Here is a 26,238-nt window from a genome sequence, read left to right on the forward strand (position 1 = left end):
GCAAACGCGATGAATCCATCCATGGAGCTCCCTCGCTTCATCCCTGAAGCGAGGGTTGCGAAACCACACACCGGACACCGAACCCTCCGAGGTATGATCATGCCTTCTATACTACGTAGCTCAAAACCATTCGACCACCTTTTGATGGGGCGGGGAGGTTAGGAACGGCGGATGCGCCTTCGGCTTATCCGCCCTACACGACCTGCCAAGCTACCGGCATCCGCCGCCCCATAACGTGACGCTACCCCGGAGGGGGCGATGCCGGGCACCCTGTTCTCAAACCTTCTGATACAACTCCGCGCCCTGCTCGCGAAACTCCCGGGCTTTGGCCTGCATCTCGGCCTCCACATCCACCATGCGGACAGCCTCCTCGACCACCTCATTGCCCTGAGCCGCGGCGTAATCCCGCACCTCCTGGGAGATTTTCATGGAACAGAACTTGGGCCCGCACATGGAACAGAAGTGGGCCACCTTGGCCGACTCCTTGGGGAGGGTTTCGTCGTGGAAAGCGCGGGCGGTGTCCGGGTCCAGGCCCAGGTTGAACTGGTCTTCCCATCGGAATTCGAAGCGCGCCTTGGACAGGGCGTTGTCGCGCAGTTGCGCTCCCGGATGGCCCTTGGCCAAGTCGGCAGCATGGGCGGCGATTTTGTAGGTGATGATGCCGGTTTTGACGTCGTCCTTGTTGGGCAGCCCGAGGTGCTCTTTCGGGGTGACGTAACAGAGCATGGCGCAGCCGTACCAGCCGATCATGGCGGCGCCGATGCCCGAAGTGATGTGGTCGTAGCCCGGCGCGATGTCGGTGGTCAGGGGGCCAAGGGTATAGAACGGGGCTTCGCCGCAGACCTCGATCTGCTTGTCCATGTTTTCCTTGATCATCTGCATGGGCACATGGCCGGGGCCCTCCACCATCACCTGCACGTCGTGCTCCCAGGCGCGGTGGGTCAACTCGCCCAGGGTTTCGAGCTCGCCGAACTGGGCTTCGTCGTTGGCGTCGGCCACCGAGCCGGGGCGCAGGCCATCGCCCAGGGAGAAGGCGACGTCGTAGGCCTTCATGATTTCGCAGATGTCGTCGAAGTGGGTGTACAGGAAGTTTTCCTGATGGTGGGCCAGGCACCACTTGGCCATGATTGAGCCGCCCCGGGATACGATGCCGGTCACCCGCTTGGCGGTCAGCGGCACATAGCGCAGGAGCACACCGGCGTGAATGGTGAAGTAATCCACACCCTGCTCCGCCTGCTCGATCAGGGTGTCCCGGAACACCTCCCAGGTCAGATCCTCGGCCACCCCATCGACTTTTTCCAGCGCCTGATAGATCGGCACCGTGCCAATAGGCACCGGGGCGTTGCGCAAGATCCACTCGCGGGTTTCGTGAATGTGTTTACCCGTGGACAGGTCCATCACGGTGTCTGCCCCCCAGCGAGTGCCCCAGGTGAGCTTGGCCACCTCCTCCTCAATGGAGGAACCCAGTGCGGAGTTGCCGATGTTGCCGTTGATCTTCACCAGAAAATTGCGCCCGATGATCATCGGCTCGGACTCGGGGTGGTTGATATTACAGGGGATGATGGCCCGTCCCCGGGCCACTTCCGAGCGCACAAACTCCGGGGTGATTTCATCGGGAATGGCCGCACCAAAGGCTTCCCCGGGATGCTGTACCTCGCCCCGCTCCCGCGCCTGGGCCAGTGCCATATTCTCCCGGATGGCGATGTACTCCATCTCCGGGGTGATGATGCCGCGGCGGGCGTAGTGCATCTGGGTGACATTGGCACCGGCCTTGGCCCGACGGGGCGGCCGGTGCAGATCAAAGCGCAGCGCTTCCAGCTCGGAATCATTCAGGCGCGCCTGGGTGTAGCGGGCACTGGCCCGCTCGAGCACCTCGGTATCGCCCCGCTCCTCGATCCACAGGCTGCGCAGCCCCGGCAGACCACGGCGCAGATCAATCTGTGCCTGGGGGTCCGAGTAGGGGCCGGAGGTATCGTAGACCCGTACGCTCGGATTGGCTTCCCCACCAAACTCCGTGGCGGTCTGGCTCAGCGCAATTTCCCGCATGGGTACCCGCAAATCCGGGCGGGAGCCCTGCACGTACACTTTGCTGGAGCCGGGGAGAGGCGCGACAGAATGGGGGTCCACCTGGGCCGAGCGGCTCAGCGGTGAAGGATTGGCGGTATGGCTCATAGCAGAGATTCTCCGTGAAGGTGACTGAAAGATACAGGGCGCGCCCCAGGGCCAGACGGGGCGCTGCGGGGGTCGGCCAAGGGCGCTACGCCATGATTCAACGGGCCCGAACCCCGGCCAAGCCGCCAGTGGGCGGCGCTGACCAGCGCCCGGTGCACGTAATCTTTGGCGGCCCGAACCGAATCGGTCAGGCTGAGCCCCGAAGCCAGGTAGGCGGTGATGGCCGCCGACAGGGTGCAGCCCGAGCCGTGGGAATTGCGCGTGTCGATCCGGGGGCGGCTGAACACTTCCGAAAAGTCCGGGCCCAGCAACAGATCCTGCGCCAGCGGCCCGCTGCCGTGCCCACCCTTGAGCAGCACCGCTTTGGTGCCCAGCGCCAATAGCCGCTCGGCCTGGCGCCAGAGGCCGGCAGGGTCCGAGGCCAGAGGCTCGTTCAGCAGAGCGGCCGCTTCCATCAGGTTGGGGGTCAACAGGTCAGTGCGAGGCAGCAACTCCTCACGCAGGGTGGCTTCGGCGTCCCGGTCCAGCAGGCGGTCACCACTGGTGGCCACCATTACCGGATCGACTATCAGCGGCGTGTCGGCGCAACGCGCCAACGCCGTCACCACGGCTCGAAGCGTGGCGGAGTCGGCCAGCATGCCGGTTTTGATGGCTCGCACCGAAAAATCGCACAGCACTGAATCCAATTGCGCGGTGACGAACGTCGAAGGAACTGAGTGCACCGATTGCACGCCGAGGGTGTTCTGCGCGGTCAGCGCGGTCAGCGCACTGCAACCGTACACACCGAGCGCGGCGAAGGTTTTCAGGTCGGCCTGAATACCCGCGCCACCGCCGCTGTCGCTACCGGCAATGGTCAGTGCCACCGCGGGTGCGGCGGGTCTGGATGGGTCCAAAAAATCGTTCACGCGTTCCACTCCCGAAGACAGTGGCGCGGGAAACGTCAGCTATAAGCCATGAGGAGATAGAACAATGGTGGCAGGCACCAGAGAGGCTGTTGCGCTTTCGTTCCCTACGCCGGTATTAACCGGATCAGGTTCTACGGGTAAGATCTCAGCCAGCCTTTCAAGGCGGGCACCCCGACGAATGCGCCACAGTCTAGGCGAGTCATCCAGCGCTGTAAAGCGAGCGTATCCTCGGCGCCCGATGACAAACCCGGTTTACACGTTTTACCCTTTTTTACAACTTCATTCATGCACAGGCTCGACCTGCCGCAGCCGAGTGAGTAAACTCGCAGACTGCCTACCATTCGACGGTGCCCCAACTCTGGATTGCAACGGACAGGAACTCACATGAAAACAACCCGATCCCTCTGGTTTCTCGGTCTGATGGCCCTGGTGCCCTTTACGGCCAGCGCCAACTCGCTGTTGGACATTTATGAACTGGCGCTGGAAAACGACGCGCAGTTGAAAGCCGACGAAGCGGCCTACGAGGCGGGACTGGAAAACCGAACGCTCGGCCGCTCCGGACTGTTGCCGCAGATTGATGCCCGGGTGTACTACTCCGACAGCAGTCAGGACACCACCGACAACATGGAAAACGTGACCCAGGAGACGGAGCGGGAAAACTCCGGCTGGGAAATTTCCCTGAGTCAGCCGCTGTTCAACATGGCAGCGTGGTACAACTACCAGCGCGGCGGCACCCTGAGCGAACTGGCGGAGGTACAGTTTGGCGCCGACCAGCAGGCGCTGATCGTTCGTGTTGCCGAAGCCTACTTCAACGTTCTACGCGCGGCGGACAATCTGGAAACCGCTCGGGCCGAAGAGAAAGCCCTGGAGCAACAGCTCGAACAGACCCGTCAGCGCTACGAAGTGGGGCTGACCGCCATTACCGAAGTCCATGAAGCCCAATCCGTGTACGACAGTGCCGCCGCCGCGGCTCTGCAGGCGCAGGGTAACCTGGGCATTGCCTATGAAGCGCTGGAAGTACTGACCGGCCAACCGCACGATGCGATTGCTCCCCTGTCAGACGACTTCCCGGTGGTGCGCCCGACGCCGTCCGACCGGCACGAGTGGGTCGAATTTGCCCTGAAAAACAACTACGACCTCAAGGCCGCCCAGCTCAACACCCGGGCCTCCGAGCAGACCGCCAAGGCCGCCAAGTCACAGCACCTGCCCACTCTGGGCGCCTCGGCGTCCTACAGCGATACCGCCACCGAGGGCTCCCAGTACTTTGGTGGCCAGATCGGCAGCATCCAGAGCGACACCGAAGCGGAAGGCAGCAGCATCACGATCAGCCTGAACGTACCGCTGTATTCCGGCGGCCGCACCTCCGCCGAGCGTCGCCAGGCCAGTTCCCAGTACCTGCAGGCTCGCGCCGAGCAGAACCGCGCCGAACGCACCGTGATCCAGTCGGCCCGCGCCCTGCACCTGTCGGTAGAAACCGGCGTGGCCCAGGTCAAGGCACGCCAGCAGGCCATTGTCTCCGCCCAGAGCGCCCTGGAAGCCACCCAGTCCGGCTACGAAGTGGGTACCCGGAACCTGGTGGAAGTACTGCTCGCCCAGCGCGCGGTGTACCAGGCCGAGCGGGATTACCAGAACGCACTGTACGACTACATCATCAACAGCTTTGAGCTGCGTCAGGTCGCTGGTATGTTGACCCCCGCCGATGTGCAGCAGATCGACCGTTCACTGAGCCACGCGGAAATGCTGCGGCGCAGCGATTTCGACATCAACTGATCCGTGGTCGAGCAACACACCCAACGCCCCACGCGGGTCCGGCTGATCGAAGTCGGCCCGCGTGACGGACTGCAGAACGAGCCCCACCCCGTACCACTCAGCGCCAAACACCAACTCCTCGAGGATCTGGCGGACGCCGGACTCGACTATCTGGAAGCCGGCAGCTTCGTCCACCCCCAGCGGGTACCGCAGATGGCAGACAGCGATGCGCTGTTCCAGGCCATGAACCGCCGTTGCGGCGTCACCTACGCCGCCCTCACCCCCAACATGAAAGGGCTGGAGCGGGCACTGGCCGTCGGCGCCGATGAAGTGGCTTTATTTGCCGCCTCCTCGGAAACCTTCAGCCAGAAGAACATCAACTGTTCCATCGCCGAGAGCCTTGAGCGGTTCGCGCCGGTGATTGCCGCCGCCACCAACGCGGGCCTCCCGGTGCGCGGCTACATTTCCTGTGTGCTGGGCTGCCCCTATGAGGGCGCCGTTACCCCCGGTGCCGTACTGACACTGACGCGAGAGCTACTGGCCATGGGCTGTCGGGAAGTCTCCCTGGGCGACACCATCGGTGTCGGCACCGCGGGCGATACCGAGCGGCTTCTGGCGCACCTGCTTCCGGAAGTCGGGCCGGAACGACTGGCCGTGCACTTTCACGACACCTACGGTCAAGCGCTGGCCAATATTCTGGTGGCGCTGAATGCCGGTATTGCCACCATCGACAGCGCCGTGGCCGGCCTGGGCGGCTGCCCATTCGCACCGGGGGCCGCCGGGAATGTGGCCACCGAGGATGTGGTCTACCTGCTCAACGGCCTGGGTATCGAGCACGGCGTGGACCTGGACAAGCTCATCCTGGCCGGAGAGCGCATCTGTTCCGTGCTGGAACGGGACAACGCCTCCCGCGCGGCCCGCGCCTATCTCAACCGTCGCACCTGACGGTTTTGTCTGAACCGACTGATCAAGACCCCCTTACATTATGACTGACGATTCTTTACCTCTGGAAGCGACCCTGAATCTGGAAACGGCCACCATTCCCTGGCGAGAGCTACAGCGTTTTTTCGCCGCCGGTCGGGCCATTGCGGTGGCCCCGGAGCTGGATCTGGTAAAAGTGGGCGCGGAGCTGTCCCGGGATAATGCCGATCAGTTCAAAGCCTGGATGGAGGAGGGCAAGGTGGATGCGGTGAGCGACACCCAAGCGCAGGCGTGGTTTGAGGCCGATGCCGAGGTTTGGGCTCTGGTGATCAAGCCTTATGTTTTGGTGCAGGGACACCAGTAGTCACGCCCGGCAATTTGGGTAATGGCGGATGCGGGCTCCGCCCTTATCCGCCCTACGGGTGGCTCCGAGGTCTGCGTAGGGCGGATAAGCGAAGCGCATCCGCCGTTACCCCGGCCAACCAGGCACCCAACTAACCCCGACGTTTGTGTTGGCGCTCCCAATTTTCTTGGCGTTTTCGTTCGCTCTTGCGCAGGAGAATATACGTTGCCCCACTGCCGCCGTGTTGGGGCTGGGCCGAGTGCATCGCCAATACCTCGTGCATCTGGGGCAACCAGTGCGCCACGCAGCTTTTCAGCAACGCCGGGGTTTCCCGTCCCACGCCCTTGCCGTGGGTGATCAGCCCGCAGCGAATATCCTGGGCCATGCAATCCTGCACAAACTGAAACACCGCCCGCCGCGACTCCTCCACCGTCATCCGGTGTAGGTCCAGACGGGCATCCACCGTGTATTTACCCAAGCGCAAATTCCGATACACCCCGTTCTGCACACCGTCACGCTTGAACGCCAGGTGATCGTGCGGGTCGACCGGAGGCACGTAATCCCCGGACAGGAAGTTACTCTCCGCCCCCACCACTTCGCGCACCGCCATCTCCCGGCGTTGCGCCAGGGTTTCGGCCGGTGCGTCCGACTTGTTCAGAGGGACTTTGGGCTCACTCTTGATCGGGCGCACATCGCGCATTTCCCGCTCAAACAGTGCCCACTCGTCACGTTCATCACTGCTCATAACCATTTCTCACTCTAATACACCGCGAGCTGATCACCAGCGCCGCACTGTGGCGCCTGCTACACTGTCTATAAACGACCTCGGACCCTGACAAGATCATGCTCAGTCGCTTCTCGCTGGCGCTACTCACCTTGTTGTTGACCGCACTGCTGGCGTTTGCCTGGGCACTGTTGCTGTTCTACACCAGCCCCTCGCTTCGCCCGGAGAATGTGGACTGGCCCCGCACCCTGCGGGACCTCAGCCTGTGCCTGGCCGCTTTTCTTCTGTTTGCCACGGCGGCGTACCTTCCAGTGCGTCGCACCATCGTCAGTAAACTCACCATCGGCTTCGGGCTTAACTTTGTCGGTGTCTGGCAGGCCCTGATCAACGACCTGGTGGAGCCGCACTGGTGGCCGGCCGAAGCCATCAGCTTCCTGTGTATTCCGGTCGGTCTGCTGATAGCGGCCCTCGGGTTGTATCAGCTCGGACGCGCCTATCGTATGAACCGGCTGATTCTCGGAAGCTACCAACAGATTGAGCGGGACTTGGCGACCGTCGACCAACTCACTCAACTCTACAACCGTCGCTATTTCTTTACCACCTGCGGACCGCTGTTTGAGCAGTCTCAGGACGATGGTCTGCAACCCGTGGTGATCGGCCTGCGGGTACTTAACCTGACCGAACTCAACCAGAGGCTCGGGCTGGAGGCCGGGGATGACATTCTGCAGCGCGTTGGTAAAGCCATACGCCGCTACCTGCGCCACGGACAGATCGCCGCCCGCATGGGCGGCCGACGGTTTGCCGTGTTTCTACCGGACAGCACGGAGCATGACGCCGATCACCTGGCCCGGCAGATTGTCGCGCGGCTGGAGCATGTGCTGATGACCGACGCCCGGGGCGAGGACCTGCTGGTGCAGGTTCAGATCAACTACCACGTCGGCGTGGCCCGGGAAGAGGACACGCTGGAGACGCTCGTCCGGCGCGTCGGTACGGACGATACCGACACCGTAAAAAACCCGGTGCTGTGAAGCCTCAGCGGAAGCACATCCCCAAACGACGTATTGTGGTAGACGACAATGGTAGATGACGGCCTTTGGCCTTATGCCACCCTACCGACCAACGTCGAGGGTGACATAAAGCCAGGTTTCGGGATCAGCCGGTGTTGCGCATGCCCGCGGCGATACCCGCCATGGTCACCTTGAGCGCCTTTTCCAGCTCTGGACTGATTTCCTTGCCGCTGCGATAGCGCTTGAGCAATTCAACCTGCAGATAGCTCAGCGGGTCCATGTAGGGTTTGCGTACCCGCAGGGCGCGCTGCAACATGGGCTCCTCGCTCAACAGCTCGTCCTGATGCTTGATCCGGTTGATCAGCACTTCCAGCGCACTCAGGTCCGCCCGCAGTTGCTGCCCCAGGCCGTGCAACTCGGAGGGCACCAGCTCTTTTTCGTAATAGCTGCAGATCGGCAGATCGGCCTTGCCCACCACCATTTCCAGCAGGTCCAGGAAACTGGAGAAGAACGACCAGTTTTCCAGCATATCCACCAGAGTGGATGGCGCATTCTCCAATGCGTATTCCAGCGCCTGGCGGGTACCGAGCCAGGAGGGCAGGTTCAGGCGCACCTGCATCCAGGCAAACACCCAGGGGATGGCCCGCAGGCTGTCCACCCCACCGGTGGCCTTGCGCTTGGCCGGGCGACTGCCCAGGGCCAGCAGGTTCAACTCCTGCTCCGGCGTCAGGCTGCGGAAATAGGGCACGAACTTCGGGTGGCCGCGCACCACATTGCGGTAGGCCTCCAGGCTGCTTTGAGCCATGCGCTCGATCAGGTCCCGCCACTCCTGGGACGGCCCCTTGTGCGGCATCAGGGTTGCCCGAAGAGTGGCCGACACATAGGTGGAGAAACTGCTGAACGCCACGCGGGACTGGCCGAACTTGTAGCGGATCATTTCGCCCTGTTCGGTCACCCGGATCTGCCCTTTCACCGAGCCCGGTGGCTGGGAGGCCATGGCCTTCTCCACCGGGCCGCCACCGCGACCGACGGTGCCGCCGCGGCCGTGGAACAGAACCAGCTTGACGTTCTGTTGCTCGGCAATGTTTACCAGCTTTTCCTGCGCCTTGTACTGGGCCCAGGTCGCGGCGAACTTGCCGGCGTCCTTGGCGGAGTCGGAGTAGCCGATCATCACAGTCTGGCGGGCGCCGGTGTATTCCTGGTACCAGGGAATCTGCCACAGCCGACCCATCACCTCCGGCGCCCGATCCAGGTCGTCCAGGGTTTCAAACAGGGGCACGATGGGCATATTCCAGGTCATGCCGCATTCGCGCAGCAGCAACGCCACCACCATCACGTCCGACGGTTGCTGGGCCATGGAAATCACGTAGTGGGACAGGGTCTCCCGGGGTTCCTGAGCGATCACCTTGCAGGTGGCCAGCACCTCTTCGGTTTCCTCGCTCATGGGCCAGTGCGCCGGCAACAGTGGGCGCTTGTTGTTGAGCTGCTCGAGCAGAAATTCCTGCCGCTGCTCTTCGCTCCACTCCAGGTAGCTGCCCAGCTCCAGATACTGGGTCAGCTCGTCCATCGCCTTCACGTGGCGCTCGCCATCCTGCCGGATATCCAGCGGCACCAGGTTGATACCAAAGCTCTGCACCCGGCGGATGTTGTCCAGTACCGGGCCGTTGGCGATGTGCGGGAAGCCCACCTCGCGCAGCGACTCGAAGCACATCAGCAGGGGCTCGAGCAGGTCTTTGCGCTCGGTGATCACCGCATCGTTCCACTCGGGAGAGCGGCCCTCCAGACGCGCCTCGGTCCACTCCAGAGTGGCCTGCAGACGCTGGCGCAACTCACCGAGCAGATCCCGATACGGCGTGACACTGCCCGGGAAGCGGGCACTCAGTTCGGCACCGGCCTCGTGCATGCTCAAATCGTTGCTCAGGCTCTGAATATCCTTCAGGTACAGGTCCGCGGCCATCCAGCGGCCGAGCAAAAGGACTTCGCGGGTCACGCGGTGGGTCACATTGGGGTTGCCGTCCCGGTCGCCGCCCATCCAGGAGTAAAAGCTGAACGGCTGCAGGTCGACCGGCAGGCAGTGGTCGAGATGACGGCAGCAGAGCCGGTCCAGGTGACGAATGAAGTCCGGCACCGCCTGCCACAGGCTGTTCTCGATAACCGCAAAGCCCCACTTGGCCTCATCCACCGCTGTGGGCCGCTCAGAGCGGATTTCATCGGTGCTCCAGATCTCTTCCACCAGCCGGTGCAGCCGGCCGCGGTGCTTGTCCTGCTCGTAGGTCAGCAGGTTGCCGCGCTGGCGGTCGCTCAGGGTGTGAACAATCTGGTCGTATTTGCGGATCAGGGTGCGCCGGGTCACTTCCGTGGGGTGCGCGGTGAGCACCAACTGGATATTCAGATCGCCGATGACTTCACTCAGGCGCTCCTGCCCGTAGGTGTCTTTCAGCTCGAGCAGCAGACTCTTCAGGCCGTCGTCGGGCTCCGCTTCGGCACTGGCGGAATACTCCTGATCGGCGATGTTGGCCAGATTCAGAAACTGATTGAAGGCGCGCACAATCGGCAGAATATCCCGATCGTTCAGCTCGCCCAGCCGCTCCACCAGAGGCGTGGAGTCCTCCTCTTCGGATTGTTGGATGGCTTTGCCCAGTTGGCGGATGTCTTCGATTTTCTGGAACAGGTCGTCGCCTTCGTGGTCGCGAACTGTATCTCCCAGTAATTCGCCCAACAGCCGAACATTTTCCCGTAAAGTCTCGGGCAGGGTTTCCATAAAGCTACCTCCAAATGGTCAGTTAGCGGGCCATTCTAACGTAATCTTGCGAAGTGAGCAGCGCCACACAAGATATCCACAGGCCAGGCGCTATCCACAGAATCTGTGCAAAAGGGTGTGAATGAATGCTGGGTAACTGACGCAGACCACGACCACTGAGGGGTTCAGCGATGGCGTTCAGTTTCTGCACAGGGCTCATAACCCTTGCTATTTTGCCCCAAGACATGAAAAATGCGCCATCCAGGCGAGCAGCTCACAGGCGCTCTCCTATGGGCCCGGATGCCTAATCCATTTGCCAGGGCGCCAATTCTGGCCAATGCTTGTTACAGTGGTCCCGACCTCCACCCATCCGAGCCACCGATTATCACGAGGACGTCTGCTTGCTGAGAGTGTCATTTGTTGTCGGGCTTTGTCTCAGCCTGCTCATGCTATGGACGCCACTGGCCGCCGCCGAGCCCCGCAGTCCTCTGCAACAGACCGGCCGCTGGATCGATTTACCCCCCGACAGTGACGTCTCACGAGCCGCACCACTCCGCCATCAACTGAACACGGTTTCCGTCCAACCCGCCGGCGGCGGTGTCCTCTGGTACGAACTGGAAGTGACTCTGGATGAGCCAGCAGAGCTGGTACTGGATTTCGCGAGCTCATCCACCCTCAATGAGTTTGTGCACCGCATCTACGACGGCGACAACCGCCTGCTCCTGACGCTCAGCGGTGGCCTGCAACAGGACCAGGATTACCAGTACTTCCTGCGCCACGGCCGATCGCTGAATCTGCCCGCAGGAGAGTACCGGATTCTCACCCGGATGGAGAGCCCGTTCTACCTGGCCCTGCCAGAGCCCCACCTGTTTGACCGTCAAGACTACGAGCGCCGCATTCCTCTGACCCAAAGCCTGACCCTGGTCGGCCTGGGTATTTTTTTCGCCCTGATGTTCTATTACGCCGTCATGGCGGTGTGGCGACAATCCCGCACAGACCTGCTGTACGCCCTGTTCATCCTCGGCAACCTGCTTTACAACGGCGCCGCCCTGTTGGTGTACAGCCAGTTGTTCGGCTGGACCTGGTTCTACCTGATCAGCACCCCCATTCTGTTTTCAAACGTCGTCTATATCGGGTTTGTCATGCGCCTGTTGCGCATTAGCCGAGACACCCACCCGGCGCTGTTCTGGCTGGGCATGACGGCGATCGGGGTGCTGGTCAGCTTCTGGCCCCTGGCGTTGTTCGCGCCCAACTGGTCGCTTGAATTCTGTCGGGTCGGCGTTGCGATTTTTGCGCTGTACGGGCTGACCTGCGGCGTGGCTCGCAGCCTTCAGGGGAGCAAGGTGGCCCGACTGTACCTGTTTGCCAACGCCGCCTTTGCGGTGCCGGCGCTACTGGCCATCTCCATGAAGAGCACCAGCAACCCGATCTTTCTGGTCGAGCACCTGGGCATGGTGGCGGTGTTGATCGAGGTACTGCTGCTCGCCCAGGTGGTCAGCTATCAGATCGGCCAGGTGTATAAGGCCCGGGCCGAGGGTGAGGCGACGTTGGAGCGGATTCAGCTGCTGGACAACCTGACAGCCCAAGCTCCGGGAGTCATATACCAGTTCGAAATGGCCCCGGACGGTCGCTTTCGTATGCCCTTTTCCAGTCGGCGTATTGAAGAGTACCTTGAAGTCACACCCACAGAGGCCAGCGAGGATATCCAATCTGTCTTCGATCGGGTACACCCGGAAGATTACAACGACCTGTTTGCCTCGATTATCCAATCCGCTCGCCACCTTACCACCTGGCATACCGAGTTCCGTGTGATACTGCCCGTTCAGGGAATGCACTGGCTTGAAGGGAATGCCCAGCCGGAACGGCTGGAGGACGGCACCACCCGGTGGTATGGGTTTATCAGCGATGTGACCGAGCGCAAACAGATTGAAGATCACATGCGCCACATGGCGCAGCACGACCCTCTCACCAACCTGCCCAATCGGGCCCTGTTCGCCGACCGGCTGGAACAGGCGCTGCGCAGCGCCCAACGCCACCGCACGCAACTGGCCCTGATGTTCATCGATCTGGATGATTTCAAAGTGGTGAACGATCACTATGGTCATGAGCTGGGTGACGAGTTGCTCAAGCAAGTGTCCCAGGCCATGACCGTCAATTTGCGTGCAGCGGACACCGTCGCCCGCATGGGCGGCGACGAGTTTGTGGTCCTGCTGGACGACATAACCGGCCCCGAGGAAGCCCACACGGTGGCAGAGAAAATCCGTCACGCCTGTGCCCAGGCGTTTCAGATCCGGCAGATCCCAATGCACATCGCCACCAGTATTGGCCTTGCGCTATACCCGCACGACGCCCTCACCGACGCCGACCTGATTCGCGCCGCTGACCAGGCGATGTACCGGGCCAAGGAAGCCGGCGGCAATCAGATCCGCGCGGCCTCCGAGAAATATCCCCTGGCATAAGCCTCAACCTGCGCCGCGCTCCGTATAGACGTCCTATGGGCAGGCCATCGAGTGCCTGTTATCATCCGGCACAACACGCCATTATCCGACCTGAGCCAAACCATGACACTGCTGATAGTCTACGTTCTGATCGCCCTGGGTATCTCGTTTCTATGCTCGGTGGCCGAAGCGGTACTGCTCAGCGTAACCACGGCCTACACCAGCCTGAAGCAGCAGGAGGGTAAGCGCTCCGGCCTGCTGTTGGCGGAGCTGAAAGCCACCATCGACCGCCCTCTGGCCGCCATTCTGACCCTTAACACCATCGCTCACACCGCTGGCGCCGCTGGGGCCGGTGCCCAGGCGACGGTCGTATTTGGTAGCGCCTATCTGGGCCTGTTCTCGGCGGTACTGACTCTGCTGATTCTGGTGTTGTCGGAAATCGTCCCCAAAACACTGGGCGCCTATTACTGGCGTTCACTCGCCCCCATGACGGCCTACGGCCTGCACTACCTGATCATTGTCCTCTACCCGTTTATCAAGATGTCCGAGTTCATTACCCGCCTGATCACCCGCGGTGGCAGTCAGTCATCCGGGCTCGATCGGCACGAGCTGACGGTCATGGCCGATCTCAGCTCAGAGGAGGGCCATTTGGACGAGCGCGAGTCGGGTATCCTCAAAAATCTGCTCCTGCTGCGCCACACGCCCATCAAGGATGCCATGACGCCGCGCACCGTTCTGTTCTCGGCGGACGAGGAGCAGAGCATTCACGACTTTCTGACCAGTCACCACTCGGTGCCCTTTTCCCGTATTCCGGTGTATGCCGGTGATCCGGACAATATCAACGGGATCGTGCTGCTGGATGACCTGCTATTGGCAGAGGCCCGGGGCGAAGGCGATCAGCTCTTGCGGCGTCACCGTCGTGCCATTCCCGCGCTACTCGACAGCATGCCGCTGACCCAGGCCCTTGAGGAGTTTCTGCGCGAGCAGACGCACATCATTCTGGTAGTGACGGAATACGGTTCGGTGGTGGGCATCATCACCCTTGAAGACGTGCTGGAAGCGCTACTCGGACTGGAAATCGTAGACGAGAAAGACAAAACCCGGGATATGCAGGAACTGGCCCGACGTCGCTGGCGCCGTCAGGCAGCCCGCCTGGGCGTGTCTACCACGCCAGACGACAATGAGTAATAGGCCTCACCAATCCAGGTAGACGTCCTTGGGATCAAATTTGTAGCTGACCGGAAACTGCTCGTGTGCGTCCCGCAGGGCATTGATACACCGCTGAGCCTCCAGGCACCACACGGGATGAACATCGTCACTCACCCGGTAACCCTGAGTTCGCAAAGCTGCGGCTATCGCCCGCCGGGCGCCATTGGCCTGATCCAGACAGTGATAGGGGCCCTGCTGCTGGGTTCTGGCTGGCCGGCGATGGTCCCCGGCAAAGGCAAACAGCGTGTAATGTCTCTGCTCATCCTGGCGTAGATGCATTTCCACCCGTTCGTGATCGCCTCGGGTCATGACCAGGGGCTGGTCGTTGGCGGTAATCGACTCGTCGTAAATAATCTGCATGACGGCCTACCTCACTGAATTGTCGTTGTGAGGGTGTCGTCCCGTCTGCACGCGCTTTTGTTTGTCTCAACGTGCAGCCCACAGGGAACTACCGGCACCTACTATTAAGCGTATCAGGTGCCGGCCGGTTCACAAGCTAATGTCGTCATAGTATGACGCTATGATGACAGCCCCCTGCGTTACAGACGATCGACGTCGAAGGCCAGGACGTCGGCAATATGGGACGCGCCGCTCAAGCACATCAGCAACCGATCCACCCCCAGAGCCACACCGGCGCTGTCCGGCAGGCCGGCAGCCATGGCGGCGAGCAGTTTGTCGTCCGAGGGGTAGACCGGTAAATCCAGGGCACGGCGCTTTTGCTGGTCGGCGAGGAAGCGACCGCGCAACTCGTCGGCATCGGTCAGCTCCCAATACCCATTGGCCAACTCCATCCCGCCGATAAACGCTTCAAAACGCCGGGCCACGGTCTGCCCTTGCTCGTCGGTCGCCAGGCGGGCCAGGGCGGCCTGACTGGCGGGATAGTCGTACACAAAGGTCAGGCCGTCACCGAGGGAGGCCTCCAGCTCATGGGTCACCAGCAGGTCGAGCCAGAAGTCCCGATCCTCGTCCTCCGCCTCGATATTGATCCGCGCTTTTGCCAGCGCCGCCAGCTCCGCCACCGAGGCAGTGTGCGGATCGATCTGCAGGTGCCGCTCAAACCACTGGCGATAGCTCAGGTAAGTCACTTCCAGGCCTGGCATCAGTAACTCGATGAGTGCCTGAACTTCCCCCATCAGCGCCCGGTCATCCCACCCGGTGCGATACCACTCAAGCAGAGTGAACTCCGGGTTGTGTTTGCGCCCCCGCTCACCGTTGCGAAACACTTTGCCCAGGGCGTAGATCGGCCCCGCACCCGCCGCCAGCAGGCGCTTCATGGCAAATTCCGGTGAGGTCTGCAGATAATAGGTACGGCCCGCGCACTGAGCGGTGACCGAGCCGATAAACGGGTCGGTCACCGCCGCGGCGCCCATCACCGGCGCTTCAATTTCCAGCACCTCGCGCTCGGCAAAAAATTGCCGGATACGCTGGTACACACTCGCACGCAGATGCACAAGCTCCAGTGAGGCGGAAGGTTGCCAATCAGTCATGGGCGGAACATCAGGGAGGAGAAAGGAAAGCACCACCCGACCGATGTCGGGTGGTGAAGGCGGGCATCAGTCTTTGGACGCACGCCCCAGGTATTCGCCGGTGCGGGTGTCCACACGGACCACATCGCCCACGTTCATGAACAGCGGTACCTTCACCACGGCGCCGGTGCTCAGGGTGGCCGGCTTGGTGCCGCCCTGGGCGGTGTCGCCCTTCAGGCCCGGATCGGTTTCGGTCACTTCCAGCTCCACGTGGTTGGGCGGGGTCACCGCCAGCGGCGCGCCGTTGAACAGGGTAATCACGCACTTGTCCTGCTCTTTGAGCCACTTGGCCGAATCGCCCACGGCGCTCTTGTCCGCCTGGTGTTGCTCAAAGGTGGTCGGCTCCATGAAGTGCCAGAACTCACCGTCGTTGTACAGGTATTCCATATCCAGGTCAGTCACATCAGCGCCTTCGAGGTTCTCGCTGCCACGGAAGGTACGCTCCCACACGCGCCCGGTTTTCAGGTTGCGCAGCTTGACCCGGTTAAAGGCCTGACCCTTGCCCGGCTTGACCAGCTCGTTCTCGACAATGTTACAGGGATCGCCATCGAGCATGACTTTCAGACCGACGCGGAAATCGTTGATAGAATAGGTGGCCATTACGCCCTCTCGCTTCTCTGGATTAAAAGGCGCACATGATACATCGAACCGCTGCCACTTGGCAGGCCCCTGCCGGCAAAAGTACCCCCCGCTGGCAAAACGAGCTCGCAGACCTGATTCGCTCGCCTAAGGAGTTGATCACCCTGCTGGAGCTGGACCCGGCCCAGTTGCCGGCGGCCCTCGCCGCCAGCCAGGATTTCGCCTTGCGGGTGCCCCGCGCTTTTGTCGAGCGAATGCGCAAAGGTGACCCGGACGACCCACTGCTGCGCCAGGTGCTGCCTCTGGGCGAGGAGCTTCAAGCGGCCCCGGGCTACAGCCAGGACCCGCTGGGCGAAGCCGACGCCAACCCCCATCCCGGGCTGATTCACAAATACCACGGGCGGGTGCTGCTGATCGTCTCCGGCGGCTGCGCGATCAACTGCCGCTACTGCTTTCGTCGCCACTTCCCCTACGCCGACAACAACCCCGGCCGGGCCCGCTGGCAGGAGGCGCTGGATTACATTGCCGCCGACCCGAGCATCACCGAAGTAATCTACAGCGGCGGCGACCCCCTCAACGCCCCGGACCGGCAACTGGCTTGGCTGACCGAGCGGGTGGCGGCCATCCCCCACGTCAAACGCCTGCGGGTCCACTCCCGCCTGCCAATCGTGCTGCCCAACCGGATTGACGATGACTGTCTGGACTGGCTCACCGGCCATGGCCTGCAGACCACGCTGGTGATTCACAGCAACCACCCCCGGGAGCTTGACGACAGCGTGGGGGCCGCACTGGGCCGGCTGCGCCGGGCGGGCATCACCCTACTCAACCAGGCGGTGCTGCTGCGCGGCATCAATGATCAGGCGTCCACGCTGGCCGCGTTGAGCGAAGGGCTGTTCGACCGGGGCGTCCTGCCCTATTACCTGCACCTGCTCGATCCGGTCGCCGGTGCCCACCACTTTGACGTTCCGGAGGCTGAAGCACGTGCTCTGATGGACCACCTGCGCGCCCGACTGCCCGGCTACCTGGTACCCCGGCTGGTGCGGGAAATCGCCGGGGAGCCGAACAAGACCCCCATAGCCTGAACTGCCCGATCTGCTACCGACGGAGCGATCTGCTATAGTCAGGACAACTCAAGCCGGACCGCCGCCCCCCAGTGCCGCGGCGGCCGCCTCAGACAGGATAGTGAATGACCGCCGACATGCCGCCGAACGAGCTGCTGAACCGTTTCAAAGTCCCGCCCCAGGACCTGGACACACTGTCGTTTTGTGCCCCCAAGGCCGCCAAAGTCGCCGACTGGGTGCGCGCCTTGCCCATGACCCGCATCAGCTTCGTGAGCAGCCTGCTGTATAAAGCACTGCCTGAAATCGGCCGGCTCAAAACCACCCCCCAGGTACGCCTGGACATGCTTGAGGCACTGCGCCCCGCCGTGCAACAGGCCATTCAGGGGCTGACCCCGCAGTTTCTCAATCAACCCCTGATTCTGCCCGAAACCGCCCGCAAAACCGCCACCGTCGCCCAGGCCCTGCAAAAGCACATGAGCAACGCCTATCTGGTGACGGTGCGCGAGCTCGGGCAAGCCACCAAAGGGGATGCCGAGGCCTTGCAGAACCAGCGCGCACTGGCGCTGCACCGGGCCATGACTGGCCTGGGTCTGCTGCTACTGCGCAGCTACCAACTGTACACCCCGGTTCCCAGCCGACTGTGGCTGGAAATTCATACCCTGTACCAATTGGCCGAGCAGTGGCAGGTCCACCGCCAAGCGGTGACCGAACCTCTGCCCGGCCATCAGCAGACCAACACCATCGAGCGCTGCTACCAGCGTCTGCTGCTGCTCGCCAGCGCCCGTCCTAACCAACTGCGGCAGACCGAAGTCAGCAACACCTACGACGCCCTGGAGCAACTGGCCCCACTGGCGCATATGGTGGCCTACGATCCCGCGCAGGAAGACAACCTGTTTGCGGTGGTGCTCGACAGCGACAGTGCGCCCTTATATAAGTCCCGTCTGCCCGAAGCCCCCGGCGGGGCCATCCGGGAGTTGGATACCGGACCGGTGGTCACCGCGCTGGAAGAGGCCCGGGCATCACTCGGCACTCGCCCGGGCGGTGGCCGGGACAACCTGGGGCTGACGCTCTCGCTCAACGAGCACCTGAGCCACTCCTGGCACCTGCTCGCCCAGCGCAGCTTTGAGCGGCGCGCCAGCGGCGGGCAGATGAATGTCACCATCGGCCTGTCCAACGTGCACTTCCAGATGGCCGGAGGACAACCCTTCAAGCTGTTCATGAACCAGGCCACCCATGTACACCGGGAGGAAAACGGTCTGTTTGGTGGGCGCCTGCCTACCGCCGCCACCGCCGAGCCGGACCCCTGGGGCTCCGCGTTCGATGCCGGCGGCGGCAAACTGGCCGGCGACCACCTGGCCACCTTCAACATTGAGAACAATATTCGTCAGCGCCAGCAGCAGGACTATCGGGGCGAGCACCCCACCTTTCAGGTACCTATCGTGGACGTCAGTCTGGGCGGTTACTGCCTGGAATGGCGCGAACAGGTACCCACACAGTTGAAAGCCGGTGAGCTGCTGGGCCTTCAGGAAGTGGGCCGACTTAAATGGAGCATCGGGGTGGTACGCTGGGTGCAGCAGTCCCGGGAGTCCACCCTGATTGGCGTTCAGACACTCGCCCCACAGGCGACGCCACTCGGCGCGGCGGTGATCTACAAGACCGGCGGTTTCTCGGAATTCCTGCGCGCTCTGGAAATTCCGCCCCTGAAGGCCATTAACCAGCCGGCCACCCTGATCACCAACGCCGTGACCTTTCACGAATACAGTAAGGTGCGCCTATACCGGCGCAACAGTGGTCAACAGGAAGACAACCATAGAACCCAGACCACCGTACAACTCACCCGGCGCCGTTTTTCCACCGGCGCCATAAGCCAATTCGAATTTCGTGAGCTGATGCCCGGCCAGAGCGATGCGGGTGAAAGCGACGATTTATAGCGTCGTCACCCCGAGAACAGAAGGCTGATTCACAAATATCGCCATCAATGAACGGTTGTTGGCGGATGTATCAACATTAGTATTGAGGGTATTTGTCAATCAGTTAATATAGCCGAAACGAACAGGATTAAAGGGATGACAACCCCTGTCCGACGCACGGAAGCATTCATCGACCGAGCGGCCTCACAGACACGGGTCAGGCTTGCAAGAGAGTGCAGTAACCTTTTATGGATCCCAACGAGACAATCCGCCTGCTGATTTTGAACGACTCCCGCTCAGAGGCCGAGCGGTTGACCAGCATGCTCCACAACGCCGGTCGCTCCAGTCGCGCCCAGCACGTCGACAGTGAGGAACGCCTGGGAAAGCTGCTACAAGAGCAGACCTGGGACCTGCTCATCGGTCATGACAAGACCACCAATGTCACTCCCGAGGCCGCCATCCGGCAGATCCGGCGCCTGAACCGCGATGTCGCCGTCGTTCTGCAAACCGACGATGAAAGCAGCGCGGCCGTGGTCGAGGGGATGAAGCTCGGCGCGGCCGATGTGGTGCGCCTGGACGAAGACCAACACCTGCTGCTGGTCATCCAGCGCGAAATGGACAACCGGGAGCAGCGCCAGCAACGGCGCATCGCCGACCGCCGTTTCCGCGAGGCCGAGCGCCGCAGCCAGGCCCTGCTCGATAGCTCCCGGGATGCCATCGCCTACGTCCAGGACGGCCTGTACCTCTACGCCAACGAATCCTTCGCCGAGCTGTTCGGCTATGAGGATCGCGATGATATCGACTGCCTGCCGATCATGGACATGGTGGCCGAGAAGGATCACAAACAGCTCAAGCAGTTCCTGAAAAACTTCACCCTCAAGGGCGATGACGCCGAGACCACCAAGGTCGAATTCGAAGGGGTCAAGCACAACGGCGAGGCCACCCATATCAGCCTGGAAGTCTCCCGGGCTACCTATGATGAAGAGCCTTGCATCCAGTTTCTGGCCCGCGCCGGCGTCGCCGAGACCAGCGAGGAGCTGGAAGCGCAGATCGCCCAGATCAAGTGGCAGGACCTGGCCACCGGACTGTACAACCGCCAGTACCTGGTGGATCGCCTGGAAAAGATGCTCACCAGCGAGGCGGGCAAGCAGCCGGCAGAAGCCAGCCTGATCTATATTGATATCGACCACTACGCCGAGCAGGTCCAGGCCGCCTTCGGTGTCGCCGGTGCCGACATGGCGCTGAGTGACATCGCCGCGCTGCTGCGCGAGCATGCCCAGGAGAATGACCTGCTGGCCCGTTTTGGTGACAGCGCCTTTATTATGCTCGCGCCCAACATCAAACCCGACGCCGCGGTCATGCGGGCGGAGAAAGTCTGCAAGGCCATCGAGGACCACATCGTCGATGTGGACGGCAAGACCATTCAGTTGACCGCCAGCATCGGCGTCTCCCTGATCAACGACACCAGCTCCAGCGCCGAGTCGGTGATTGAGCAGGCGGTCAGTGCGATGGAAAAAGTCCGCACGGAAAACCAGGGCAACGCCGCGCGCCTGTACGAGCCGGAAATGACCGCCGATGAACGCAAAGAGCGGGATGTGATGACCGAGGTGCAGCACGCTCTGGACAACGACCGGTTTCGCCTCCTGTTCCAGCCGATCATCAACCTGCGGGGCTCGGACGACGAATACTACGAGGTGTTGCTGCGCCTGCTCAACGCCGACGATGAGGAGGTTTCCCCCACGGAGTTCCTCGACGCCGCTGCGAAGATGAACGTGATTCACAAGATCGATCGCTGGGTGATTCTGGAGTCGATCAAGATGCTGTCCCAGCATCGCAACAAGGGCAACCACACCAAACTGATCATCAACCTGAGCGGCCAGTCTCTGTGCGATGACAGTCTGCCGCCCTGGCTGCGGGTCGCCTTCAAGGCCGCGAAACTGCCTACCGATGCCATTGTCTTCCAGGCCAGCGAGGTGGATATCACCAATCACTTGACCGCGGCCAAGGCGTTCGCCAAGCACTTGGAGAAATTCAACAGCTGCCTGAGCATCAGTGGGTTTGGCTGCTCACTCAACCCCTACAACGTCTTCAAACACGTGCCGCTGGGCTTTGTGAAGGTGGACGGCTCGTTCACCCAGGACATCCAGAACAACAATGAAAGTCCGGACACCCTGGTGGAGATGATCAAGAAATTGCACGAGGAAGACGTGACCACGGTGGTGCCCTTTGTGGAAAACGCCAGTGTGTTGGCGACCCTGTGGCAGGCCGGGGTGCATTACATTCAGGGCTATTACCTGCAGGAGCCGAGCAAGTCGATGGATTACGATTTCAATATGGAGAGTTGATTCGGGTAGCGGTAACGGCGGATGCGGATCTAAACCGCTGCGCTCGGCCGTAGGGCGGATAAGCCGAAGGCGCATCCGCCGTGACCGACCTATGACAAATCCCCATGCTCCCGATCGCGAAAACCCAACAAATACAAAATCGCATCCAACCCCAAGGTCGAAATCGCATGCTCCGCCGAGGCCTTCACCAACGGCTTGGCCCGAAACGCGATGCCCAATCCGGCGGCGTTCAACATGGGCAGATCATTGGCGCCATCACCCACGGCAATTACCTGCTCGGGGGTAATGCCCTCGCGCTCCGCCAACTGCTTGAGTAACTGCGCCTTGCGCGCGCCATCCACCACCGTGCCCGATACCTGTCCGGTCACCTTGCCGTCGACAATCTCCAGCTCGTTGGCGTAGACATAATCCACACCCAGACGCTGCTGCAGAAAGCGGCCAAAGTACTCAAAGCCTCCCGAGAGAATCGCGGTTTTGTAACCCAGCTTTTTCAACGTGGCGATCAACTTCTCCGCCCCTTCGGTCAGGCGCAGGTTGCGAGCAATACCCTCAAGCACCGACTCATCCAACCCTTTGAGCAGGCTCAGGCGCTTGGCGAAACTCTGCTGAAAGTCCAGCTCCCCGCGCATGGCCGCTTCGGTAATGGCAATCACCTCATCACCCACGCCGGCGGCTTTGGCGAGCTCATCGATCACCTCCGCCTCAATCAGGGTGGAGTCCATGTCGAAACACACCAGGCGGCGATTGCGCCGGTAGGGAGTATCCTTCTGAAACGCAATATCCACTTCCAGGCGGGTGGACAACTCCATCAGATCCGCCCGCAGTGCCTGAGTGTCCGCCGGCGCACCGCGCACCGAAAATTCCACACAGGCACTGCTGTGAGTATCCAGCGCATCCAGGGGTACCCGGCCGGACAGGCGGTTGATGTGGTCAATATTGAGCCCGTGGCGCACGGTCACCGCCGTCAGCTCGGCAATCTGCTCGGCCATTACCTGACGGGACAGCAGGGTCACAATATGCCGCGGCTTGCCCTGTTGCTCCACCCACTCCTGATAGCGTTGGTGATCGATATTCTCAAAGCGTACCCGCACCCCCAGATCGTCGGCGCGGGTGCGAATGGCGCTCTGCAACGTCTCGGCCGTGGCCCGGCCGGGCTCTAGCGCCACCAGCATGCCGAGCGCCAGATCATCGTGAATCACCGCCTGGCCGATATCCAGAATGCTGGCGCCGAAGCCGGACAGCTCGGCCGCGAGCGAGGAGGTCACCCCGGGTTTGTCATCCCCGAAAACGTTGATCAGTACGATGTCTTTCACGCGGACTCACTTGATTGGCAATAAGGAATGGAACGGGCGGCAATTATACCGGTTCCCCGGGGACAGATGCCATGTGTTGGTGTTTCTGTGGTCTTTATCAAATCCCCGGGCCAACGCGCTGGCATCCACAGGAACAACGCCCGTAAAATAGGCGACTTTGAAACGGGTGCCCCGCCCGGGCACCCACACTCAAGGATCTGCATGGCCCTCTACGCTCGACTCAAGTCCCACTGGCAACCGATTGCCGGCACCGCCCTGATTGTGCTGCTCGGCCTGTTAGCCGCCGGGTTACACGCCCGGGCGAGCCTGCACACCCAGAGTCAGCAACTGGACAGCTTCGGCCAGACCCTGGCCCGCAGCACCGCCCAGCGCGCCGTGGACGCCACCCTGAGCCAGGACATGATCAGCCTGCAGGTGGTCCTTCAGGAGCTGACCCGCCACCCGCAGGTGATCGGGGCCACCATCCACGATGTGGAAAACCACCTCCTGGTACAGAGCGGCTTCCCTCCCGGCGAGGCCGAGCCCGGTCAGTTCCGCCGCTACACCGCCACCATCGCCCTGGCCGACAACATCGCCGGGCACCTGCAGGTAGCGATGATTCCACCGGCCCTGAGCGGCGCCGACCGACAGTTTCTGCTCCTGTGGAGCCTGCTGGTCCTGGCGGCCGCCGCACTGCCCTGGCTGCCGGCGCTGCGCCGGCCACCGGTGATCGTTCAGGGCCAGTCAACGCCCGATGTGCAAAGCTCCCAGGTCCCGTCGGACGAATCGGCCGATGACGATGACGACAAGGCCGATACCCCGCCGCCGGCCCAATTGCGTCTGCGACTGAGACTGCTGAATATGGAGACCCTCAGTCGGCAACTGAACGAGGAAAGCTTCGCCCAGCAACTGAGCCAGTTCGAGCAACAACTGCGCAACATCCTGTCGCTGTACAGCGGCAAGCAGGTCGCCCTGTCGGGCGATACCCTGCTGATCGATTTCTTCGGCGAAAGCGACAGCGACTGCGCGTTCCGCGCTCTGTGTAGCGCCCAGTTGCTGGGGGAGCTATCCCATCTGAACCCGGGCCCGAAACTGAAACTCGCCGCGCGCATTCACCCACTACACCACCGCGACCTGACCGCCGCGTTCCAGGATCAGCAGAGCGCCGCAACGCCCGGCGCCAGCGGCATCGAGATCGCGCCGGAACTGATTGACGACGAGCTGCACCAGCACCTCGAGCTGGACGCCGATACCGGCGTGTTGATCGGGGTCAAAGCGCCCTACCGGCAATTGCTCGACAAGCAGCAGGCGCAGCTACAGCGGCTGATCGGCGCCGACCCTGACGGTCATTAATCCTTCATCGCTCCGTCACCGGAGCGTCACAGTTCGGCCCTAGCCTCGGCGGAAGAGTCCACCGAGGTCAGCCGTTCATGCTCAATATCGAAGAATCCCTCAACCACAAATTCCCGCGCTTCGCCCGCAGCGCCCCCATGTTGCGCAAACCCACTCTGGGCCTGCTGCGCAAACTGGTCCACGAGCGCGCCATCAACCAGTTTCTGGAGGAGCACCGGGGCGCCCGGGGCCTGGACTTCATAGAGCGGATCTTCGATTACTTCAACTTTACCTACAGCGTGCCCCAGCGCGAGCAGAACAATATCCCCGCCCAGGGGCGAGTGGTGATCATCGCCAACCACCCCATCGGCTCGCTGGACGGACTGGCCCTGATCCATCTGGTCAGCCGGGTGCGCCCCGATGTCAAAATCGTCGCCAACGACCTGCTAAGCGCCTTTGAACCGCTGCGCGAACTGCTGCTGCCGCTGGACAATATGACCGGCGGCGCCTATCGCCAGAGCTACAAGCGCATTCGCCAGGCCCTGGAGCAGGACCAGGCGGTGATCATCTTTCCCGCAGGAGAAGTCTCCCGCGCACGCCCCACCGGCATTCGCGACGGCGCCTGGCGCTCCGGGTTTCTGCACTTCGCCCGCAAGAGCGACGCGCCCCTGTTGCCGGTCCACATTCAGGCAAAAAATTCCTGGCTGTTTTACAGCGCGTCCGCCGTGTTCAAACCCCTGGCTACCGCCCTGCTGGCCCATGAGATGTTCAACAAACGCTCCGCGGAAATCCGCTTCCGGGTGGGCGAGCCCATTCCCGCCCACGCCCTGGAAGCCAAAAACCTTGCGGACAAGCCACTGATTCAACGCCTCAAAAAACACCTGTACAAACTCGGCCGGGGCAAGAAAACCCTGTTTGTCACCGAAAAGACCATCGCCCACCCGGAGCACCCACTGCAACTGCAACAGGAACTGTCCAGCGCCGAAAAACTCGGCCACACCCGGGACGGACAGACCATTGTGCTCTGCCAGTGGGACCAACACCCTACGGTCATGCGTGAACTGGGCCGCCTGAGGGAAATTGCCTTTCGCAAAGTGGGCGAAGGCACCGGCCGGCGCCGCGATCTGGACCGCCACGACCAGAGCTATCAACACCTCGTCCTTTGGGACCCGAACCGCCTCGCTATCGCCGGCGCCTATCGCATTGGCGTGACCGGCGAGTTGATGGCGAAAGCCGGACTGGAAGGACTCTACACCGCGGAGCTGTTCCATCTGCGGCCGGCGCTAAGGCCCTACCTGGAACAGGCGTTGGAACTGGGCCGCAGCTTCGTCAACCCGGACTACTGGGGCAAAGCCAGCCTTGACTACCTCTGGCAGGGCCTGGGCGCCTACCTGCGTCACCATCCGAACATCCGCTACCTGATCGGACCGGTCAGCCTGAGCGCCGACTACCCCAAACCCCTGCGCGACGCCCTGGTGGCCTACCACCAGCGCTACTACGCCATGCCCGCCGCCCTCGCCAGCGCCCGCCACCCGCACCTGATCGACCCGCAAAGCCGCATGGCCCTCAACCGCCTGTTCGTCCCCATGGACCGCGACGCCGCCTACGAGCACCTGAACACCAGCTTCAAAACCGCCGGACATCCCCTACCAGTGCTGTTCAAGCACTACCCCGCCCTGTTCGAGGAGGGCGGCTACCACCTGCTCGCCTTCAGCGTCGATTCGGATTTTGGGGAGTGCCTGGATGGCCTATTCCTCGCGGATTTGAGCAAGATGAAAGCGAATAAGCGCAAGCGGTACTTGGGATCTGATTGATACCGCACAGCCCCCTTCAGGCCCTCAGAATCCAGTGGGCCTAGCGACATTTCCGTATAACCTCCCACACGCGGAAGATTTTCGTATTTTATGCCAGCTTCGTTATAGCGATGCGTTCTAAGCGCGGAGTGACGGGGCTTTCCGGGCATGTTATAAAAGTAGCCAAATGTG

The 26,238-nt window shown here is 62.0% G+C and carries 19 protein-coding genes and 1 riboswitch; of the genes, 11 read left to right on the forward strand and 8 right to left on the reverse strand.

Annotation, left to right across the window (positions count from 1 at the left end; translation table 11 throughout):
* Positions 1–276: 276 nt before the first annotated feature.
* Both thiC and thiD read right to left on the reverse strand, forming a co-directional pair.
* Entirely contained in the window at positions 277–2,172 is a 1,896-nt protein-coding gene (gene thiC, locus EDC38_RS09490; RefSeq protein ID WP_123638298.1) for a phosphomethylpyrimidine synthase ThiC, read from the reverse strand.
* On the reverse strand, positions 2,169–3,077 hold the full coding sequence (gene thiD / locus EDC38_RS09495; RefSeq protein ID WP_246004375.1) for a bifunctional hydroxymethylpyrimidine kinase/phosphomethylpyrimidine kinase: 909 nt from the start codon (positions 3,075–3,077) through the stop codon (positions 2,169–2,171). Before thiD ends, thiC begins: the two co-directional genes overlap by 4 nt.
* Positions 3,078–3,161: 84 nt before the next feature.
* A riboswitch (TPP riboswitch) is annotated at positions 3,162–3,261 on the reverse strand.
* Between the two features lie 200 nt (positions 3,262–3,461).
* On the opposite strand from thiD, the gene EDC38_RS09500 reads away from it, so the two are divergent.
* From EDC38_RS09500 to EDC38_RS09510, 3 genes are read left to right on the forward strand one after another with little or no spacing between them, the layout of a single operon-like run.
* Entirely contained in the window at positions 3,462–4,847 is a 1,386-nt protein-coding gene (locus EDC38_RS09500; protein WP_123638299.1) for a TolC family outer membrane protein, read from the forward strand.
* Positions 4,848–4,850: 3 nt separating this feature from the next.
* On the forward strand, positions 4,851–5,771 hold the full coding sequence (locus tag EDC38_RS09505; RefSeq protein WP_123638300.1) for a hydroxymethylglutaryl-CoA lyase: 921 nt from the start codon (positions 4,851–4,853) through the stop codon (positions 5,769–5,771).
* Positions 5,772–5,811: 40 nt separating this feature from the next.
* Positions 5,812–6,111, forward strand: a complete 300-nt coding sequence (locus tag EDC38_RS09510; protein WP_123638301.1) for a DUF2288 domain-containing protein — start codon at positions 5,812–5,814, stop codon at positions 6,109–6,111.
* 130 nt (positions 6,112–6,241) lie between these two features.
* On the opposite strand, the gene smrA is transcribed toward EDC38_RS09510, so the two are convergent.
* Positions 6,242–6,835, reverse strand: a complete 594-nt coding sequence (smrA, locus tag EDC38_RS09515; RefSeq protein ID WP_123638302.1) for a DNA endonuclease SmrA — start codon at positions 6,833–6,835, stop codon at positions 6,242–6,244.
* A 98-nt stretch (positions 6,836–6,933) separates the two neighbouring features.
* Between smrA and EDC38_RS09520 the strand changes: the two genes are divergently transcribed.
* Entirely contained in the window at positions 6,934–7,842 is a 909-nt protein-coding gene (locus EDC38_RS09520) for a GGDEF domain-containing protein (RefSeq protein ID WP_123638303.1), read from the forward strand.
* Between the two features lie 124 nt (positions 7,843–7,966).
* On the opposite strand, the gene ppc is transcribed toward EDC38_RS09520, so the two are convergent.
* Complete coding sequence (gene ppc / locus EDC38_RS09525) at positions 7,967–10,582, reverse strand: phosphoenolpyruvate carboxylase (protein WP_123638304.1); 2,616 nt, start codon at positions 10,580–10,582, stop codon at positions 7,967–7,969.
* A gap of 389 nt (positions 10,583–10,971) precedes the next feature.
* Between ppc and EDC38_RS09530 the strand changes: the two genes are divergently transcribed.
* Both EDC38_RS09530 and EDC38_RS09535 read left to right on the forward strand, forming a co-directional pair.
* On the forward strand, positions 10,972–13,020 hold the full coding sequence (locus EDC38_RS09530; RefSeq protein ID WP_246004433.1) for a diguanylate cyclase: 2,049 nt from the start codon (positions 10,972–10,974) through the stop codon (positions 13,018–13,020).
* 102 nt (positions 13,021–13,122) lie between these two features.
* Positions 13,123–14,187, forward strand: coding sequence for a CNNM domain-containing protein (locus EDC38_RS09535; protein ID WP_123638306.1), 1,065 nt, complete (start codon positions 13,123–13,125; stop codon positions 14,185–14,187).
* Between the two features lie 6 nt (positions 14,188–14,193).
* Here EDC38_RS09535 and EDC38_RS09540 read toward each other — a convergent pair whose 3' ends face one another.
* The 3 genes from EDC38_RS09540 to efp form a co-directional block, all read right to left on the reverse strand.
* Complete coding sequence (locus EDC38_RS09540) at positions 14,194–14,568, reverse strand: PA4575 family protein (RefSeq protein WP_123638307.1); 375 nt, start codon at positions 14,566–14,568, stop codon at positions 14,194–14,196.
* Between the two features lie 179 nt (positions 14,569–14,747).
* Positions 14,748–15,695, reverse strand: a complete 948-nt coding sequence (epmA, locus tag EDC38_RS09545; RefSeq protein WP_123638308.1) for an EF-P lysine aminoacylase EpmA — start codon at positions 15,693–15,695, stop codon at positions 14,748–14,750.
* 66 nt (positions 15,696–15,761) lie between these two features.
* Complete coding sequence (gene efp, locus EDC38_RS09550) at positions 15,762–16,334, reverse strand: elongation factor P (protein WP_024461289.1); 573 nt, start codon at positions 16,332–16,334, stop codon at positions 15,762–15,764.
* A gap of 35 nt (positions 16,335–16,369) precedes the next feature.
* Here efp and epmB point away from each other — a divergent pair, with 35 nt between their 5' ends.
* From epmB to EDC38_RS09565, 3 genes are all read left to right on the forward strand, one after another.
* Positions 16,370–17,395, forward strand: coding sequence for an EF-P beta-lysylation protein EpmB (epmB, locus tag EDC38_RS09555; protein WP_123638309.1), 1,026 nt, complete (start codon positions 16,370–16,372; stop codon positions 17,393–17,395).
* 104 nt (positions 17,396–17,499) lie between these two features.
* On the forward strand, positions 17,500–19,305 hold the full coding sequence (locus EDC38_RS09560) for a hypothetical protein (RefSeq protein WP_123638310.1): 1,806 nt from the start codon (positions 17,500–17,502) through the stop codon (positions 19,303–19,305).
* 227 nt (positions 19,306–19,532) lie between these two features.
* The gene (locus EDC38_RS09565) at positions 19,533–21,629 is read left to right on the forward strand and encodes an EAL domain-containing response regulator (protein WP_123638311.1); all 2,097 of its coding nucleotides are present in this window, start codon (positions 19,533–19,535) and stop codon (positions 21,627–21,629) included.
* A gap of 89 nt (positions 21,630–21,718) precedes the next feature.
* Here EDC38_RS09565 and serB read toward each other — a convergent pair whose 3' ends face one another.
* Positions 21,719–22,942, reverse strand: coding sequence for a phosphoserine phosphatase SerB (gene serB, locus EDC38_RS09570; RefSeq protein WP_123638312.1), 1,224 nt, complete (start codon positions 22,940–22,942; stop codon positions 21,719–21,721).
* Between the two features lie 201 nt (positions 22,943–23,143).
* On the opposite strand from serB, the gene EDC38_RS09575 reads away from it, so the two are divergent.
* Positions 23,144–24,274, forward strand: a complete 1,131-nt coding sequence (locus EDC38_RS09575; protein WP_123638313.1) for a hypothetical protein — start codon at positions 23,144–23,146, stop codon at positions 24,272–24,274.
* A gap of 77 nt (positions 24,275–24,351) precedes the next feature.
* Positions 24,352–26,067: a bifunctional ornithine lipid synthase OlsF gene (olsF, locus tag EDC38_RS09580; RefSeq protein ID WP_123638314.1), complete on the forward strand. Its 1,716-nt coding sequence runs from the start codon at positions 24,352–24,354 to the stop codon at positions 26,065–26,067.
* Positions 26,068–26,238 lie beyond the last annotated feature (171 nt).

The sequence above is a fragment of the Marinimicrobium koreense genome, assembly GCF_003762925.1.
GTDB lineage: Bacteria > Pseudomonadota > Gammaproteobacteria > Pseudomonadales > Cellvibrionaceae > Marinimicrobium > Marinimicrobium koreense.

Coding starts and splice junctions, on each gene's coding strand:
- thiC (WP_123638298.1), bottom strand. CDS start 2,172: ATGAGCCATACCGCCAATCCTTCACCGCTGAGCCGCTCGGCCCAGGTG.
- EDC38_RS09500 (WP_123638299.1), top strand. CDS start 3,462: ATGAAAACAACCCGATCCCTCTGGTTTCTCGGTCTGATGGCCCTGGTG.
- EDC38_RS09510 (WP_123638301.1), top strand. CDS start 5,812: ATGACTGACGATTCTTTACCTCTGGAAGCGACCCTGAATCTGGAAACG.
- smrA (WP_123638302.1), bottom strand. CDS start 6,835: ATGAGCAGTGATGAACGTGACGAGTGGGCACTGTTTGAGCGGGAAATG.
- EDC38_RS09520 (WP_123638303.1), top strand. CDS start 6,934: ATGCTCAGTCGCTTCTCGCTGGCGCTACTCACCTTGTTGTTGACCGCA.
- ppc (WP_123638304.1), bottom strand. CDS start 10,582: ATGGAAACCCTGCCCGAGACTTTACGGGAAAATGTTCGGCTGTTGGGC.
- EDC38_RS09535 (WP_123638306.1), top strand. CDS start 13,123: ATGACACTGCTGATAGTCTACGTTCTGATCGCCCTGGGTATCTCGTTT.
- EDC38_RS09540 (WP_123638307.1), bottom strand. CDS start 14,568: ATGCAGATTATTTACGACGAGTCGATTACCGCCAACGACCAGCCCCTG.
- epmA (WP_123638308.1), bottom strand. CDS start 15,695: ATGACTGATTGGCAACCTTCCGCCTCACTGGAGCTTGTGCATCTGCGT.
- efp (WP_024461289.1), bottom strand. CDS start 16,334: ATGGCCACCTATTCTATCAACGATTTCCGCGTCGGTCTGAAAGTCATG.
- epmB (WP_123638309.1), top strand. CDS start 16,370: ATGATACATCGAACCGCTGCCACTTGGCAGGCCCCTGCCGGCAAAAGT.
- EDC38_RS09560 (WP_123638310.1), top strand. CDS start 17,500: ATGACCGCCGACATGCCGCCGAACGAGCTGCTGAACCGTTTCAAAGTC.
- EDC38_RS09565 (WP_123638311.1), top strand. CDS start 19,533: ATGGATCCCAACGAGACAATCCGCCTGCTGATTTTGAACGACTCCCGC.
- EDC38_RS09575 (WP_123638313.1), top strand. CDS start 23,144: ATGGCCCTCTACGCTCGACTCAAGTCCCACTGGCAACCGATTGCCGGC.
- olsF (WP_123638314.1), top strand. CDS start 24,352: ATGCTCAATATCGAAGAATCCCTCAACCACAAATTCCCGCGCTTCGCC.